Source organism: Neptunomonas sp. XY-337 (genome assembly GCF_004959845.1).
Taxonomy (GTDB): domain Bacteria; phylum Pseudomonadota; class Gammaproteobacteria; order Pseudomonadales; family Balneatricaceae; genus Neptunomonas; species Neptunomonas marina.
Genome location: NZ_SPLL01000007.1, coordinates 35700 through 51660, shown reverse-complemented (window position 1 = coordinate 51660; position 15961 = coordinate 35700). Strand labels below are relative to the sequence as shown.

Annotated in this window: 12 protein-coding genes and 6 tRNA genes; 11 read left to right on the top strand and 7 right to left on the bottom strand. The window is 50.0% G+C overall.

The window, feature by feature from the left end; genetic code table 11:
- The first annotated feature begins 44 nt into the window (after positions 1–44).
- The 9 genes from E4L36_RS15070 to E4L36_RS15030 all read left to right on the top strand — a co-directional run bounded on the left by E4L36_RS15070 (position 45) and on the right by E4L36_RS15030 (position 5193).
- Complete coding sequence (locus E4L36_RS15070) at positions 45–638, top strand: 50S ribosomal protein L25/general stress protein Ctc (RefSeq protein WP_127694754.1); 594 nt, start codon at positions 45–47, stop codon at positions 636–638.
- A 23-nt stretch (positions 639–661) separates the two neighbouring features.
- Positions 662–1249 (top strand): aminoacyl-tRNA hydrolase, encoded by a 588-nt coding sequence (pth, locus tag E4L36_RS15065; RefSeq protein ID WP_127694753.1) that lies wholly within the window; start codon positions 662–664, stop codon positions 1247–1249.
- A 13-nt stretch (positions 1250–1262) separates the two neighbouring features.
- Complete coding sequence (gene ychF, locus E4L36_RS15060; protein WP_136681291.1) at positions 1263–2354, top strand: redox-regulated ATPase YchF; 1092 nt, start codon at positions 1263–1265, stop codon at positions 2352–2354.
- A gap of 127 nt (positions 2355–2481) precedes the next feature.
- Positions 2482–2558, top strand: a tRNA-Met gene (locus E4L36_RS15055).
- Positions 2559–2570: 12 nt separating this feature from the next.
- Positions 2571–2645 (top strand) — tRNA-Gln (locus tag E4L36_RS15050).
- Positions 2646–2671: 26 nt separating this feature from the next.
- Positions 2672–2748, top strand: a tRNA-Met gene (locus E4L36_RS15045).
- A gap of 11 nt (positions 2749–2759) precedes the next feature.
- Positions 2760–2834, top strand: a tRNA-Gln gene (locus E4L36_RS15040).
- A 35-nt stretch (positions 2835–2869) separates the two neighbouring features.
- Positions 2870–2944: transfer RNA gene (locus tag E4L36_RS15035), tRNA-Gln, on the top strand.
- A 128-nt stretch (positions 2945–3072) separates the two neighbouring features.
- Positions 3073–5193: an EAL domain-containing protein gene (locus E4L36_RS15030; RefSeq protein WP_136681290.1), complete on the top strand. Its 2121-nt coding sequence runs from the start codon at positions 3073–3075 to the stop codon at positions 5191–5193.
- Positions 5194–5224: 31 nt separating this feature from the next.
- Here the strand turns inward: E4L36_RS15030 and serB are convergent, their stop codons facing one another.
- The 7 genes from serB to queA all read right to left on the bottom strand — a co-directional run bounded on the left by serB (position 5225) and on the right by queA (position 14648).
- Positions 5225–6454, bottom strand: a complete 1230-nt coding sequence (gene serB / locus E4L36_RS15025) for a phosphoserine phosphatase SerB (RefSeq protein ID WP_136681289.1) — start codon at positions 6452–6454, stop codon at positions 5225–5227.
- A 92-nt stretch (positions 6455–6546) separates the two neighbouring features.
- Complete coding sequence (gene rnr, locus E4L36_RS15020) at positions 6547–9141, bottom strand: ribonuclease R (protein ID WP_136681288.1); 2595 nt, start codon at positions 9139–9141, stop codon at positions 6547–6549.
- 101 nt (positions 9142–9242) lie between these two features.
- Complete coding sequence (gene secF / locus E4L36_RS15015) at positions 9243–10169, bottom strand: protein translocase subunit SecF (RefSeq protein ID WP_136681287.1); 927 nt, start codon at positions 10167–10169, stop codon at positions 9243–9245.
- Positions 10170–10181: 12 nt separating this feature from the next.
- The gene (secD, locus tag E4L36_RS15010; RefSeq protein ID WP_136681286.1) at positions 10182–12035 is read right to left on the bottom strand and encodes a protein translocase subunit SecD; all 1854 of its coding nucleotides are present in this window, start codon (positions 12033–12035) and stop codon (positions 10182–10184) included.
- Between the two features lie 63 nt (positions 12036–12098).
- A complete protein-coding gene (gene yajC, locus E4L36_RS15005) occupies positions 12099–12434 on the bottom strand; it encodes a preprotein translocase subunit YajC (protein ID WP_127694745.1) in 336 nt (111 codons plus the stop codon).
- A gap of 31 nt (positions 12435–12465) precedes the next feature.
- A complete protein-coding gene (gene tgt / locus E4L36_RS15000; protein ID WP_206064597.1) occupies positions 12466–13605 on the bottom strand; it encodes a tRNA guanosine(34) transglycosylase Tgt in 1140 nt (379 codons plus the stop codon).
- Positions 13602–14648: a tRNA preQ1(34) S-adenosylmethionine ribosyltransferase-isomerase QueA gene (queA, locus tag E4L36_RS14995; RefSeq protein WP_136681285.1), complete on the bottom strand. Its 1047-nt coding sequence runs from the start codon at positions 14646–14648 to the stop codon at positions 13602–13604. The genes tgt and queA overlap by 4 nt, the downstream gene beginning before the upstream one ends.
- A gap of 123 nt (positions 14649–14771) precedes the next feature.
- On the opposite strand from queA, the gene E4L36_RS14990 reads away from it, so the two are divergent.
- Positions 14772–14858: transfer RNA gene (locus E4L36_RS14990), tRNA-Leu, on the top strand.
- 282 nt (positions 14859–15140) lie between these two features.
- A complete protein-coding gene (locus tag E4L36_RS14985) occupies positions 15141–15932 on the top strand; it encodes a transporter substrate-binding domain-containing protein (RefSeq protein WP_136681284.1) in 792 nt (263 codons plus the stop codon).
- The last annotated feature ends 29 nt before the right edge of the window (positions 15933–15961 follow it).

Below are 15961 nucleotides of genomic sequence, written 5' to 3'. Positions count from 1 at the left end.
CTGGTCGCGGGGTTTTGCAGTTTTATTTATTAAAGGTAAGAAAAATGTCTAAATTTGTTGTAAATACTGTTGCCCGCGAAGATCAGGGGAAAGGTGCGAGCCGCCGCCTGCGTCGTGAAGGCCTAGTTCCTGGTGTTGTATACGGTGGTGACAAGCGCAAGAAGCCTGTTGCGATCTCTATGCAGAACCGTGAACTGGTTAAACTGATCGAAGACGAGAAGTTTTTCTCTTCTATCCTGACACTGAAAAACGGTGACAGCGAAGATCAGGTTATCATCAAAGACCTGCAACGCCACCCAGCAAAAAACCAAGTGCTGCACGCTGACTTCCAGCGCATCACTAAGTCCAACAAGATCAGCATCTCTGTTCCTCTACAATTCGTTAACTTCGAACAATCTGCAGTTGCAAAAGCTGCGGCTAAGTTCGCTGTTGAAGCTAACGTTGTTGAAGTTCTTTGTTTGCCAGAGAACCTGCCTGAAACTCTAACAGTAGACCTTTCTGCTGTAGAAGCAGGTCAGATCATGCACTTGTCTGACATCGAAACACCAGAAGGCGTTGAAATCGCTGCTCTACGTCGTGGCGCTGACCATGACCAAGGTATCGGTTACGTATACTCGCCACGTGGCGCGAAGAAGTAAGACGTTTTAGGACGTTTCCCAGCATGAAAGACTCGATTCAATTGATTGTTGGTCTGGGCAATCCAGGTAGCCAATATATGAATACGCGCCATAATGCTGGGGCTGATTTTGTCGAGCAGCTAGCTGCTCGACAAAATGCAGTTTTACAGCCAGAGAAAAAGTACTTTGGTTTGTACACCAAAACCCTGATCGACTCCCAACCAGTGCACCTACTCATTCCCACAACTTATATGAATCTCAGTGGTCAATCGGTAGCTGCACTAGCTAATTTTTTCAAAATCCCAGCAGAGCAGATCTTGGTCGCTCATGATGAGCTAGACCTCCCTCCGGGCATTGCACGCTTCAAGCAAGGCGGCGGGCACGGCGGCCATAACGGCCTGCGAGATATCATCAGCAAGCTGGGTAATAACAAACAGTTTTACCGCTTACGCCTCGGTATTGGCCACCCCGGCCATGCAAGCGAGGTTGCTAATTTCGTGCTCAAGAAAGCCCCCTCTAGCGAGTACACCAAAACTCAGGCGGCAACAGACGAAGCACTGCACCACCTGCCACTGGCGCTTTCAGGTGACTGGGCAAAAGCGATGAACAAACTTCACAGTTTTAAAGGCTAAAGGTAACCATACTATGGGTTTTAAATGCGGTATCGTTGGGCTTCCTAACGTTGGTAAATCAACGCTATTTAATGCACTGACTAAGGCAGGAATCGATGCAGAAAACTTCCCTTTCTGTACGATCGAGCCAAACTCCGGTGTGGTACCGATGCCAGATCCTCGCTTGGATAAACTATCCGCAATCGTGAACCCAGAGCGCGTTATCCCTACGACGATGGAGTTTGTGGATATTGCAGGCTTGGTAGCTGGTGCCTCAAAAGGTGAAGGCCTTGGTAACAAGTTCTTGGCGAACATCCGTGAAACGGATGCAATCGCACACGTGGTGCGTTGCTTTGAAAATGAAAACGTTATCCACGTTGCTAACCGCATCGACCCTATTTCTGATATCGAGACGATCAACCTAGAGCTTGCTTTAGCGGATCTAGAGTCTTGTGAGAAGCAGCTACAGCGTTTGCAGAAGCAAGCAAAAGGTGGAGACAAAGACGCCATCAAAGCCAAAGAGCTCCTTGAGCGCTTGATTCCTCACCTTGAAGAGGGGCAGCCGGCGCGCTCAATCGGCTTTGACGCTGATGACCTAAAGATTGTGAAGACATTCCACCTGCTGACGATCAAGCCAACGATGTATATCGCCAATGTGGATGAAGATGGCTTTGAAGACAATCCTCACCTAGATAAAGTACGCGAGCTAGCAGCCAGTGAAGGCGCAGAGTTAGTGGCAATCTGCAACAAGCTGGAAGCAGAAATCGCCGAACTAGATGACGAAGAGCGCACTGAATTCCTAGAAGACCTCGGCATGGAAGAAGCAGGCCTTGACCGCGTTATTCGCGCAGGATATGACCTCCTCGGTCTGCAAACCTATTTCACCGCAGGTGTAAAAGAGGTACGTGCTTGGACTGTGCGTATCGGTGCTACTGCTCCAAATGCAGCGGGTGTCATTCACACGGACTTCGAGAAAGGCTTCATCCGCGCAGAAGTTATCGCTTATAACGACTATATCGAATACAACGGTGAGCAAGGTGCGAAAGACGCCGGAAAATGGCGTCTAGAGGGCAAGGAATATATCGTTCAAGATGGCGATGTAGTCCACTTCCGCTTCAATGTGTAAAATCTAAGCTATTGAAAAGCCGGCAGATTAAGCCGGCTTTTTTATCGCCTATCGATGCGAAAACTTTCCCTTAACGGGTTGACATAAAAAAGAATAAAGAGAATAATACGCGCCTCAAATGCAGCGCGGCAATGTAGCTCAGTTGGTTAGAGCAACGCATTCATAATGCGTGGGTCGCAGGTTCGAGTCCCGCCATTGCCACCATTTGAAAGATACAGGGGTATAGCCAAGCGGTAAGGCAACGGGTTTTGATCCCGTCATGCGTTGGTTCGAATCCAGCTACCCCTGCCATCTCTCAAACGCTTGCACACTATGTTGGCAATGTAGCTCAGTTGGTTAGAGCAACGCATTCATAATGCGTGGGTCGCAGGTTCGAGTCCCGCCATTGCCACCATTTACAGATACAGGGGTATAGCCAAGCGGTAAGGCAACGGGTTTTGATCCCGTCATGCGTTGGTTCGAATCCAGCTACCCCTGCCATCTCTATATGCTCAATGCATCATATCTTGCTCTGTAGGGGTATAGCCAAGCGGTAAGGCAACGGGTTTTGATCCCGTCATGCGTTGGTTCGAATCCAGCTACCCCTGCCATCTTTGCGCTTACCATTGTCGCCTAAAACGACCGTTTATTTTCCCTGTAACTTTTCCCTAAACCCGTTACACTTATAGTGTTTTACTGACGTTCGTTTGAGCGGTGGATTGGCTTAAGGGGAAGCTTGATGGAAGAAGCAATAACGACATCTGACGCGCTACTACAGCGCTTATCAAATCGCAGAAAACAACGTCTCCGTAAAAATGTCCATCTTCTGTTCTTAGGGCTAAATCCTGAGGAAACAGACCCGATTATCTCACTGCTTCGCGGTGCTTTACTGGCACCTAGAGGACGCCAGATAAACTCTGAAGCTGAGTTTATCAACGCCCTTACCGAGCGTTCATGGGATCTGATCGTTTGCTCATCCGAGCGCCAAACATTTACCGCTAAGCAAGCGATGCATCAGCTCAAGCGTCTGGATAAAGACATTCCCGTTATTCAGCTAGTACCGCATGCCGATAGCCTATCTCTTCTTCAAGGACTTAAAGGGCAAATGCAGGCCGTTGTGCCTTTAGAAGAGAAGGAACTGCTGTTAATTACGATTCGTCGCGAGCTAGAGCACTTAGAAAATCGCCGCCGAATGCGTCAAGCAGAGTCACTTCTCGTTGAAATGGAAAAACGAGTCCAGCTGTTGATGGAGCGCTCCACGCTCGCGATAGCTTACTTTGATTCCAAACAGCTGCTACTTGCCAATACGGCATTTGCAAACCTCTACGGCTACGACAATGCCGAGCGTATACAAGGGCGTGGTCTGGAGCACTTTTTTGTTCAAGAAGATAAGGAAGAGCTGCGCGAACAGGTACAAACGTTCGCGACGGAAAACCTCAAAGATCTAATGTTTCAACTGACCGGTCGCCGTGCTGATAACTCAAACTTCACTGCCAATATCGAGATCCAAGAGAGTGTCTACCAAGGCAACCCTTGTATCCAATTTACAGTGCGGGCGGAGAGTTCACAGGCGAGCTTGAAAGGCTTTACAGAGCACGACCCCATTACCGGTCTATATAACACTGCATTTTTAACACGCCGTTTAGATGAAACAACACAGCTCGCCCTTAGCGGCGGGAACGATTGTAACTTTTTCCTTATTAGTATCGATAATTACGATACTATTCGCGCAACACATGGTGCAGATACCTGTGACCACATTGCTCGCGACATCGCTGATATCCTCAAGGCGAAGCTCAACCCAGTGCACATCAAAGGCCGTATCAGCGACTCAACCTTTGGCGTCATTTTCCATGACCCAAGCCCTGATAAAGCAGTCGCTTTTGCCGAAACACTGCGTGCAGCCATTGAAAGCACAGAGTTTGCCGATAATGTCATTAAAACCACCTGCTCTATTGGTGTCGCTAGCATTAACGACGCTACGCCAGGCTCATCGGAATTAATTGAACGGGCACAGTCCGCGGCAGAAAATGCAGGCTCGAAACAGGGCCCTGGCAACGCGGTTTTACTCTTCGTGCCAGAGAAAGAACCGAGCGACGAAGATCACGCCAAAGCGGTAGAAGCTCTGCGCTTAGCCGTTGAGAACGACCAGCTTAAGCTGCTCTTCCAACCCATTGTACCGCTGTCATATAACAGTAAAGTCTGCCACTACGAAGCCCTCGTGCGAATGCTGGATGATGATCAGAAAGAGATCACCCCAGATACCTTCATGAGTACCATGGAGATTGGCGACCTCACCTCAACACTCGACCGCTGGGTGATTAAGAAGAGTATTCGCAATCTACGCAATGAAATTAAGAAAGGCGCGAAGCACCGCTTGTTCTTAAATATCTCCAGCCAAACATGGCGCGATGAAAGCATATTGCCTTGGTTGTCTGATACGTTGCGAGAGTACCGTATTCCAGCCGATCACCTGGTCTTCCAAATGAGTGAAAGTGAATGCTCAAGTAACATGCTTAATGCCCAAGCCTTCGCTGACGGCTTAAAAGAGCTGCATTGCTTGGTTTGCGTCAAACACCATGGCGCTTCCAGCAATGCCCGCCAAGTGCTGCGCCAGATCCCAACAGATTACGTAAAAATAGATGGCTCTTATGTACAAGATCTGGCCAACCATACCAGCGACGAGAGCTTCATTGAGATGGTAGAAGACCTAAAGGCACAGGGTAAGATCACCATCGCTCCACACGTTGAGAGCCCTAAAGTGATGAGTAGTTTGTGGAAAACAGGGGTCGGCCTCATTCAAGGCTACTACTTACAGCCCCCTGCTGAAGAGATGAACTACGACTTCTTCGACCAATAATAAAAAAGGCTCCGTATGGAGCCTTTTTTATTTAGCGTGACTCGTTGAGCGCATCGCGATCTCTAAAACCGATAAGGTACAAGATGCCGTCTAAACCTAGCGTTGATATCGCTTGCTTCGCGCTCTGGCGTACCAGCGGCTTCGCACGGAACGCGATGCCTAAACCCGCAATAGACAGCATAGGGAGGTCGTTCGCACCATCCCCGACCGCAATCGTTTGTTCCAATGCGATCCCCTCTTTCGCTGCGATCTCGCGTAGCAATTCAGCTTTACGCTCGCCATTCACGACAGTGCCTTTAACTTCGCCAGTGACACGCCCCTCGGCATCGATATCCAATTCGTTCGCGTACACGTAGTCAAAGCCGAGCTTATTCTGTAGGTGCGAGGCAAAATAGTTGAAACCGCCCGAGAGGATGGCGGTTTTAAAGCCCAATGCCTTGAGGTTAGACACCAGCTCTTCACACCCCTCAGTCATCGGCAGGCGTTCAGCGATTTGATCAAGCACTTTAACATCCAAGCCTTTCAACAACGCCATGCGGCGCTTAAAGCTCTCGTTGAAGTCGATTTCGCCACGCATCGCCGCTTCTGTGATCTCTGCTACCTGATCGCCGACACCCGCTTCTTTCGCAAGCTCATCAATCACTTCGGCTTCGATCAATGTTGAGTCCATATCAAACACAACCAAACGGCGGTTGCGGCGGAAGATATTATCCTCTTGGAAAGCAATATCGACATCTAAGTCACTCGCCGCACGCAAGAACTCTTCACGCAACGGACCAGTGTCAGCATCAGCACCACGCACCGAAAACTCGACACACGCGCGCGTTTTTTCCTGCGGGCTCGTATCAAGTGGCAAACGCCCGGACAAACGCGTGATTTTATCGATATTAATACCGTGACGCGCGGCGATATCCGTAACCTTTGCAATATGCTCCGCGGTGATACGGCGCGCCAACAGCGTAATAATGTGACGCGATTTACCCTGCTCACTGACCCAATCCGTATATTCCTGCGCATCCACTGGCTGAAAACGGATCTTCATGTTCAGCTCATGCGCCTTGAAGAGCAGATCACGCAATAGTGGAGATGATTCCGCCTCGCGAGACACCTCAATCAAGATGCCTAACGATAAGGTGTTGTGAATAACCGCTTGGCCAATATCCAGAATGTTGATCTGGTAGCTCGCCAATATAGATGACATGCTGGAGGTCACGCCGGGTTTATCTTCTCCGGAGATAGTCAGCAGGATAATCTCTTTCATCGCCTCATTCGCTCAGCAGAGTGAGCCCTTTATTCATTAATGGTGCGCGGATTATAGCAGACAGCTAAGGCTATCCACGCACTCACCGCGGCTTATCCGCGTTTTTTTACCTTACTCTTCTTCGGCTTACGTGCAGCTACCGACTTCCCCTTTTTCGCTGCGGCACGCTTCTTCGCTTTCTTACTCTTCCCTTTACCGGCATAAGAGTAATCGGCTACCTCTTTTTCCGCAGCCGATAAGCTAGGCGCAGAATCAGAAGTCGCTGCACTCTTGCGCTTGCGAGGAGGTTTCTTAGCCTCCTCCACTTGATCACCACCTTTGCCTTTACGAGCCTGCTTTGCTGAGTATTCAGCCTTCTGAGCCTTCCTAGGCGCGCCTTTTACTGGATCACCTAACTTGCCTTCAGCTAATAATTGGCGCTTTGAAACCGCTTTTACCGCATCACGCTTTTTTAAGTGCTCAACTAAATCAAAGTCGATTTTCCGCTCATCCAGATCCACACGGGCAACGCGCACACGCAGGTTATCGCCAAGGCGGAATGATTGCCGGGTCCGCTCACCCACCAAACGCTGCTTGCCTGCATCAAAGTGGTAATAGTCGTTTGGCAAGCCGGTGATATGGACTAACCCTTCAACAAAGACCGATTTAAGCTCCACAAAGAGGCCAAAGCCCGTCACAGCAGAAACCACACCATCAAAGGATTCACCCACCTGATCTTGCATATATTCGCATTTCAGCCACGCAACTACGTCGCGTGTTGCGTCGTCTGCACGACGCTCTGTCATGGAGCAGTGCTCACCCAACTGCAAGATTTGCTCGGTTGAATAGGGATAAGAGAATTGCGGGTTCGCAGTAAAAGGCTCGGGTCGTTTAACGGTCCTTGCTGCTTTGCCAGCGTGAATTTGGGCACGAATGGCACGATGCACCAACAGGTCAGGGTAGCGGCGAATAGGCGATGTGAAGTGCGTATATGCCGTATAAGCAAGGCCAAAATGGCCGTTGTTTTCCGGTGTATAAACCGCCTGTGCCATGGAGCGCAGCATCATGGTTTGTATCACATGCCGATCAGGGCGCTCAGCGATCAACTCCGCCAGTGCCTGATAATCACTCGGCTCTGGCGTTTCCCCACCCGGCAAGTTAAGTCCTAACTCGCCAAGATAAGCACGTAGTGTTTCTAAGCGCGCGGTTTTTGGGCCATCATGCACGCGGTAAAGCGCAGGCATACCCGACTTACTAAGAAAGCGAGCCGTCGCGACGTTTGCGCACAACATACACTCTTCAATCAGTTTATGGGCATCGTTACGAGTGACCGGCACAATCTTATCGATCTTGCGCTCGTTGCTGAAAACAATTCGGCTTTCTGTGGTTTCAAAGTCGATGGCACCACGCACCTCGCGGGCTTCACGAAGCGCAAAATAGAGTTCATGCAGTGTCTCAAGATGCGGCACGACATCGCGATAAGATGCGCGTAGGGCCTGGCCAGATTCACTCTCAGGGGCCATCAACATATCGCCCACCTTGGTGTAGGTCAGGCGTGCTTTTGACTCAATGACCGCTTCATAGAACTGATAGCCTGATAGGTTACCCGCTGCACTGATCGTCATTTCACAGACCATCGCTAACCGGTCAACCTTAGGATTTAACGAACACAATCCGTTGGAGAGCAGCTCCGGCAGCATAGGAACCACATACTCAGGGAAGTAGACCGAGTTACCGCGTTTATGTGCTTCAATATCCAACGGGGTTTCAGGGCGAACATACCAAGACACATCCGCAATCGCGACCCAAAGCCGCCAACCGCCGCCGCGCTTACGCTCGGCATAAACAGCATCATCAAAGTCCCGTGCATCTTCACCATCGATGGTCACCAGCGGCAGATGCCGCAGGTCAATACGATTCGTTTTAGCTGACGCCTCTACCTCGGGTGAAAGCTCAGCAATCTGCTGGGTAACTTCAGTAGGCCACTCATTGGGAATATCGTAGTTGTGGATCGCGACCTGTATCTCCATGCCGGCAGCAAGGTGATCGCCCAGCACCTCGATAACTTTACCCTGCGCCATATTGCGCTTACCTGGCTGCTGTGTGATCTCGATCACCACCAACTGCTCGTTCTCATAAGACAGGCCAGATTCTGGATCGGCCAAAACCATCACTTGATTAGCGATTCGCTGGTTTTCAGGGCGCAGTTGACCAAAGCCCGCTTCACCTTGAAAACGCCCCACAAGCTTATGAGTATTGCGCTCGAGCACCTCAACGATCTTACCTTCACGACGGCCACGGTGGTCTTTACCCATCTCTTGTACGACCACGCGATCACCATCGAACACCTGACGCATCTGGCGCGATGAGAGAAATAGATCATCTCCCCCTTGATCAGGCACAACAAAACCAAACCCGTCTCGGTGGCCGATCACTCGCCCCGGAATCAAATCCATCTTCCGCAGCAGGCCAAACTCGTTGCGGCGATTACTCATGAGCTGGCCATCCCGGCACATCGCCTTCAAGCGAAACATCAGCGCATCTACCGACTCTTCATCGGTCACGCCCAGTTCTCGGCATAACTGCGGGTGGCTTATTGGAGAACCCCACTGCTCAAGAAACGACAACACCAGCTCGCGGCTGGGCACAGGGTTGGTATATTTCTGCGCTTCGCGTGAAGCGTGGGGATCGATCCAATCTTTACTCATCTAAACGGTCCGTTTTGTAGGCTATATTCACAGTATGAGGCACAAACGAACAGGCCGACAAGAAGTCGGCCCGTTTTTTACGTTTTATGGATTCAAGCGCCTTATGGCATCTCATCCAGCACTTCATCTTCCTCTTTTGGTGGTGGCATAAGATCCTCTTTACAGATCCCCATCATCACCAGCGCATTCGCTGCCACATAGATAGATGAATACGTACCGATCAACACACCCACCAGCAACGCAAGCGCGAAGCCATGGATCATCTCACCGCCAAACACTGCCAGTGCTATCAACACCAGTAAAGTCGTAACCGAGGTGATCACTGTACGGCTGAGTGTTTGGCTCAATGATGCATTAAGGATCTCAGTGGGAGAGCCTTTACGCATCATACGGAAGTTCTCGCGGATTCGGTCAGATACAACGATCGTATCGTTGAGCGAGTAACCAATAACCGCCAGTACTGCAGCCAATACGGTAAGGTCAAACTCCACTTGGAACAGCGCGAAAAAGCCAACTACGATCAGAACATCATGCGCGAGCGCAGCAACCGCACCAATAGAGAACTTCAGCTGGAAGCGGAACGCCACGTAAACCATGATCATAAAGAGCGCCAATAGCATTCCCAGACCACCCTGTTCACGCAGTTCCTCACCCACTTGTGCACCAACAAACTCATTACGGCGCAGCTCAATGCTGGTATCACCGCCAGCTTGCAACGCCGCAAGCACCTTGTCACCCAACTTCGGATCATGATCAGCGCCAAGGCGAATCAAAATATCGGTCGGTGCACCAAAGGTTTGTACGACCGCATCCTGAAAGCCCGCCGCTTCTAGCTGATCACGAATCTCGGTCAAATTAGCGTCTTGCTGATAACCCACTTCAACCAAGCTGCCGCCGGTGAAATCCAGACCGAGTTTCAAACCCTGAATGGCAATGGCACCAATAGAGATAACCAACAGAATCGCCGAAAACATCGTTGCGATCTTGCGGTAGCCCATGAAGTCATAAATTTTTGTATTCTCAGACATCGTTTATGCACCTCAAATGGACAGTTTCTTGAGCTGACGGCCGCCATAGGTCAAGTTGACCAGTGCACGCGTCACCCAAATTGCGGTAAAGACAGACGTTACAATACCCACCGATAGCGTTACCGCAAACCCTTTCACAGGGCCAGTGCCCATCGCGAATAGGATAACTGCCGCTAGCAATGTAGTGATGTTGGCATCAAAGATGGTTGTAAATGCGCGATCAAAGCCCGCATTGATCGCAGACTGTGGAGGCAAACCATTTTTCAGCTCCTCTTTAATCCGCGCAAATATCAACACATTGGCATCAACCGCCATACCTACTGTTAAAACGATACCAGCAATACCGGGCAACGTAAGTGTTGCCGACAGCATAGACATCACCGCCACCAGCAAAACGAGGTTGATACACAATGCAACGTTCGCCAGCAAACCAAAGACCCGGTAGGTGATGGCCATAAAGATCAATACTAAGGCAAAGCCGATCTGAACCGAGGTCACCCCAAGTTCGATGTTTTCCGCACCCAAGCTTGGACCCACCGTACGCTCTTCGACAAAGTAGATTGGCGCAGCTAGGGCACCCGCACGCAGTAGCAGTGCTAACTCAGATGACTCACCCGCACCATCCAAGCCCGTGATACGGAATTGGGAACCCAGCACTGACTGAATCGTTGCCAATGAGATGATCTTTTTCTCAACGTATGGCACGCGTTTTTCAACTTTCTCGCCATCAACCGTTTCGGTTACCATGCGCGATTTGTGCTCGACAAACAGCACAGCCATGCGGCGTTTCACCGCATTACGCGTGGTACGGTTCATCAGCTGTCCGCCTTTGCTATCAAGGCTGATATTCACCTGCGGCTGACCATTCTCATCGAACGACGCTTGTGCATTTGAAACGCTGGAACCTGTGATGATGATATCTTTCTCAAGACGTGCTTTACGACCAGGCTCACTGCGGAAATCATAGGTTTCTGTGAGTGCACTGTTCACGTCTGTTTTCGCTTCTAAACGGAATTCAAGGTTCGCCGTTTTACCGATAATACGCTTCGCTGCGGCTGCATCTTGAACACCCGGCAGCTGCACCACAATACGGTTACGCCCTTGGCGCTGGACCAGCGGTTCAGCTACACCCAGCTCGTTCACACGATTACGCAGCGTCGTTAAGTTCTGCTTGATAGCATAATCTTCGATCGAGCGAACAGTTGCTTCAGTGAGCATAATAGTGAGGAAGTTTGCACCATCAGCATCTTCAGCCGAGATCAGAAACTCTGGGTAGTCCTTACGCAGCAAAGATAGCGCTTGGTCACGTGTTTCTGGGCTGGAGAATTTCACCGACAAGCTACCATCGTCTAAGTGCTCCACAGCACGGTAACGCAGCTTGTCTTGACGCAGCTTGGTTTTGATCTCAGAGACATAAACATCCAAACGCTGTCCCACAGCTTGCGCCATATCCACCTCAAGCAAGAAGTGAACACCACCACGCAGATCAAGACCGAGCTTCATCGGGCCTGCGCCGATGTCTGTAAGCCAGTCAGGCGTCGTTGGCGCGAGATTCAGTGCAACCACATAATTCTCGCCAACGGCTTGGCTAACAATCTGCTTAGCTTTCAGCTGTGTTTCGCTGTCGGTAAAACGAATCAAGCCACTCTTATCGAGTAACTCCGACTCTTTAATCTCTAACCCGCCGTTCTCGATTGCAGCCGTTACTTTATCCATTAACGCCTGATCAACCTGATGTATATCTCGGGTTCCTGAGAGCTGAATGGCGTAATCCTCAGGATAGAGGTTAGGTGCCGCGTAGAGCGCGCCAAGCAACAAAACAAAAACGATTAGCAAATTTTTCCAGAGAGGATAACGGTTGAGCATCGTGCCCGTTCCTTTAACGAAATGAAAACGCCACTTATTAAGTGGCGTTTTTTAACAAAGCGCTTAGATACTTTTCAGCGTGCCTTTCGGTAGGGCTGCTGCTACGTGAGCTTTTTGGAAGGTCAGTTCAACGCCTTCGCTCACTTCAAGTACCACGTAGTCGTCATTTAGCTTAACAACTTTACCCAGCACACCACCGGCTGTTAGCACCTCATCACCTTTTGACAGGTTTCCTAGCAACTCACGGTGCTCTTTAGCACGCTTAGATTGCGGACGCCACATGAAGAAGTAGAAGATCAGACCAAAACCCACCAGGAAAATCACATTGAATAAACCTGGATCCATTTGGCCAGCTGCCGCAGCGCCTTCAGCGTATGCAGGAGAGATAAAAAAGCTCATTTCTATTCCTAACCTTTTGAAATTAAAGTAATCAGTTATCGCTCAACGGCGGTACTTCCATACCGCGTTTAGCATAAAATTCGGCTACAAAGTCGTCCAATTTACCTTGATCAAGTGCCTCGCGCAAACCTGCCATCACCTTCTGGTAGAAGTGCAAATTGTGGATCGTATTGAGTTGCGAACCCAGAATTTCATGGCACTTGTCTAAGTGATGCAGATAAGCACGGCTGAAGTTCTGACATGTATAGCAGTCACACGTTTCATCAACAGGACGAGTATCTGTTTTATTGGAGGCATTTCGTAGTTTTACAACCCCTGTATCAACAAACAGATGCGCGTTTCGTGCATTACGCGTTGGCATCACGCAGTCGAACATATCAACACCTCGGCGCACACCCTCGACCAGATCTTCTGGCTTACCAACCCCCATTAGGTAGCGTGGCTTATCTTCAGGCAGCTTATAGGCGACATGATCGAGTACTTTCATCATCTCATCTTTTGGCTCACCGACCGACAGCCCACCAATGGCATAACCATCAAAGCCAATGTCCACTAACCCCTCTAGAGACTCATCACGCAAGTGCTCATACATTCCGCCTTGCACAATACCAAATAGGGCAGACGGCGAGTCACCGTGCGCCTTTTTAGAGCGTTCAGCCCAGCGCAACGAGAGACGCATTGAATCGGCAGCTTCCTGTTCTGTCGCAGGATACGGCGTGCACTCATCAAAAATCATCACAATATCTGAACCTAAGTCACGCTGAACCTGCATCGACTTTTCTGGATCAAGAAAAACTTGCGAGCCATTCACAGGTGACTGAAAGGTCACGCCCTTTTCGGTGATCTTACGCATTTTACCAAGGCTGAAGACCTGAAAGCCGCCAGAATCCGTCAGAATAGGCCCCTGCCATTGCATGAAGTCGTGCAGATCGCCATGCAACTTAACGATTTCAGTGCCAGGGCGCAGCATGAGGTGGAACGTGTTCCCCAAAATAATCTGCGCACCAGTCTCTTTGATATCTTTAGGCAGCATCCCTTTGACGGTGCCATAGGTACCTACCGGCATAAATGCAGGTGTCTCCACCTCGCCACGCGGGAACGTTAAGCGGCCGCGGCGCGCTTTGCCCTGCTCAGCGAGCTTCTCAAACTTCATAAAACACGTTCGGCTCACGCAGCCTCTCCTTGATCGGTCTTGCGGCGAATACACATAGCATCGCCATAACTAAAGAAACGGTACTTTTCGGCTACCGCATCACGGTATGCCGCCATCGTATGCTCATAACCTGCAAACGCACTCACAAGCATCATCAATGTTGACTCAGGCAGATGAAAGTTGGTGATGAGCAAATCAACGCTTTTGAACTCATACCCGGGGAAGATGAAGATATCGCTATCACCTTGATAAGGCGCGATCTCACCTGACTTACTCGCGCTCTCTAGTGAGCGCACGCTCGTCGTTCCCACGGCAACAACCTTATTTCCGCGCGCACGCGCGGCTTTCACAGCGTCGCAGACCGACTGATCCACCTCGATATATTCCGAGTGCATCACGTGATCTTCGATTTTATCCACTTTAACCGGCTGGAACGTACCCGCCCCTACATGTAAGGTCACAAACGCCTTGTGAACGCCCTTCTCATCGAGTGCAGCCAACAACTCTTCATCAAAGTGCAGGCCAGCGGTCGGAGCCGCGACAGCGCCCGGTTGCGTACCATAGACAGTTTGGTAGCGCTCGCGATCTGATAACTGATCCTCACGCTTCATGTAGGGTGGCAATGGCATATGCCCATGCGCCTCTAGCAGCGAGAACACTGATGCTTCGCCCGCAAACCCCAATTCAAACAAGTTTTCATGGCGGCCAAGCATGGTGGCTTGAATTTCCCCCTCAAGCAGCAACACCGCTCCCTCTTTGGGAGAACGGCTAGAGCGCACATGAGCCAAGACACGATGAGAGTCGAGCACCCGCTCCACCAGCACTTCAACCTTGCCACCAGACGCTTTGGTACCAAACAAGCGCGCGGGAATAACACGCGTGTTGTTAAACACCACAACATCCCCCGGATCCAAATATTCCAGAATATCGCTAAACTGGCGGTGTTCTACTGCACCACTATTGCCGTCGAGGCAAAGCAAACGGCTGGCTGAGCGCTTATCTAACGGATAACTCGCAATCAGCTCTTCAGGCAGCTCAAAATGGAAATCTTTTACCTGCATATTACCCTTCAACATGCGTTAAAAAAGGCGAACGATTGTACAACAAAATGTATTTTTTATCAGTGTTATTACAAAACCGTTGACGCGGGAGAAAAGCGCTCTATAATACGCCCCACGTTTTGAGCCAGAGTGGTGAAATTGGTAGACACAGGGGATTCAAAATCCCCCGCCCTTAAAAGCGTGCCGGTTCGAGTCCGGCCTCTGGTACCATGCCTTTATCAAGTTGATAAAGAAGCGCTGAAAAGCGAACAGAAAGCGGCACGATAAGTGGCCGCTTTTTTTGTGCCCGTCGTTTAGATAACATAGCTACGTCTCCAGATTGAGTCACGGTTAGCCTCCCCTCCCGCGCCTATCATCGGTTGCTACACTCTTACAAAGAAAGCCCTGTTCCCTGATTTTTTGCCAAGGCATTACTTGCTTATCTCAAGCCAAAAAGTACTGAGTCACTGGTCTATAATCTGGGTAGGTGGACGACATAACAAAGAGGCGCCTATGAATCACAACAGCTTGGCTATTCTAGTTCCCTTAATGCTCATCAGCGTTGGTTCAAATGCAGGCGCACTCCTGCGAGTCTGCCATGAAAACCAGAACTACCCGCCCTACCTCAGCGCAACATTATCCACAGACTCAGATTCTCAGCATAAACAAGGCCTTCTTGCAGACTTACTCAACGCGTCGGCTCAACAGTTGGATATCGAAATCGAATACGTCTCGGCACCGTGGAAGCGCTGCATCCTGTTCATGAAAACGGGCTCGGTCGATGCGCTGCTTTCAGCCGTGCATGACCCTAGCCGAGAAGCCTGGGGGGTTTATCCCAGACAGGGCGGCCAAATCGACCACTCTCGTCGTCTGTGGACTGCTCATTATCGCTTATATCATCATCAAACATCCCCGCTAACATGGAACGGTGAACGGCTAAGCCATAACAGTCTGGGTGTAGACGCTCCACCGGGCTATAAAATCCATAAGCGTCTCAAAGAGATGGGAGCACTGCCGGAACTTAGTCATTTGCCAGAACATGGCTTTCGAATGCTGCAACATAAGCGACTAGATGGATATGTACTTGAAGAAGAAACCGCAAAACAGCTGATAAAACGCGAAGGCATGGATAAGATTGTGCCCGCTCAGAAGGTATTTTTAGAAGAGGATATATTCCTACCTTTCTCACATCACTGGTTTTCTGAGCATCCGCAACTAGCAAACCAGCTTTGGAATATCCTCGCCGCGCAGCGAAACGCTCAACAAAACCAGTTATCAAAAATTTACCAGATTTCAGCTCAATAAATAGGCGTTTATCAATGCTGCCCAGTACA

Bases quoted from the DNA above. Each gene is read 5' to 3' on its own strand.
- E4L36_RS15070 (WP_127694754.1), top strand. From the start codon at position 45: ATGTCTAAATTTGTTGTAAATACTGTTGCCCGCGAAGATCAGGGGAAA.
- pth (WP_127694753.1), top strand. From the start codon at position 662: ATGAAAGACTCGATTCAATTGATTGTTGGTCTGGGCAATCCAGGTAGC.
- ychF (WP_136681291.1), top strand. From the start codon at position 1,263: ATGGGTTTTAAATGCGGTATCGTTGGGCTTCCTAACGTTGGTAAATCA.
- E4L36_RS15030 (WP_136681290.1), top strand. From the start codon at position 3,073: ATGGAAGAAGCAATAACGACATCTGACGCGCTACTACAGCGCTTATCA.
- serB (WP_136681289.1), bottom strand. From the start codon at position 6,454: ATGAAAGAGATTATCCTGCTGACTATCTCCGGAGAAGATAAACCCGGC.
- rnr (WP_136681288.1), bottom strand. From the start codon at position 9,141: ATGAGTAAAGATTGGATCGATCCCCACGCTTCACGCGAAGCGCAGAAA.
- secF (WP_136681287.1), bottom strand. From the start codon at position 10,169: ATGTCTGAGAATACAAAAATTTATGACTTCATGGGCTACCGCAAGATC.
- secD (WP_136681286.1), bottom strand. From the start codon at position 12,035: ATGCTCAACCGTTATCCTCTCTGGAAAAATTTGCTAATCGTTTTTGTT.
- yajC (WP_127694745.1), bottom strand. From the start codon at position 12,434: ATGAGCTTTTTTATCTCTCCTGCATACGCTGAAGGCGCTGCGGCAGCT.
- queA (WP_136681285.1), bottom strand. From the start codon at position 14,648: ATGCAGGTAAAAGATTTCCATTTTGAGCTGCCTGAAGAGCTGATTGCG.
- E4L36_RS14985 (WP_136681284.1), top strand. From the start codon at position 15,141: ATGAATCACAACAGCTTGGCTATTCTAGTTCCCTTAATGCTCATCAGC.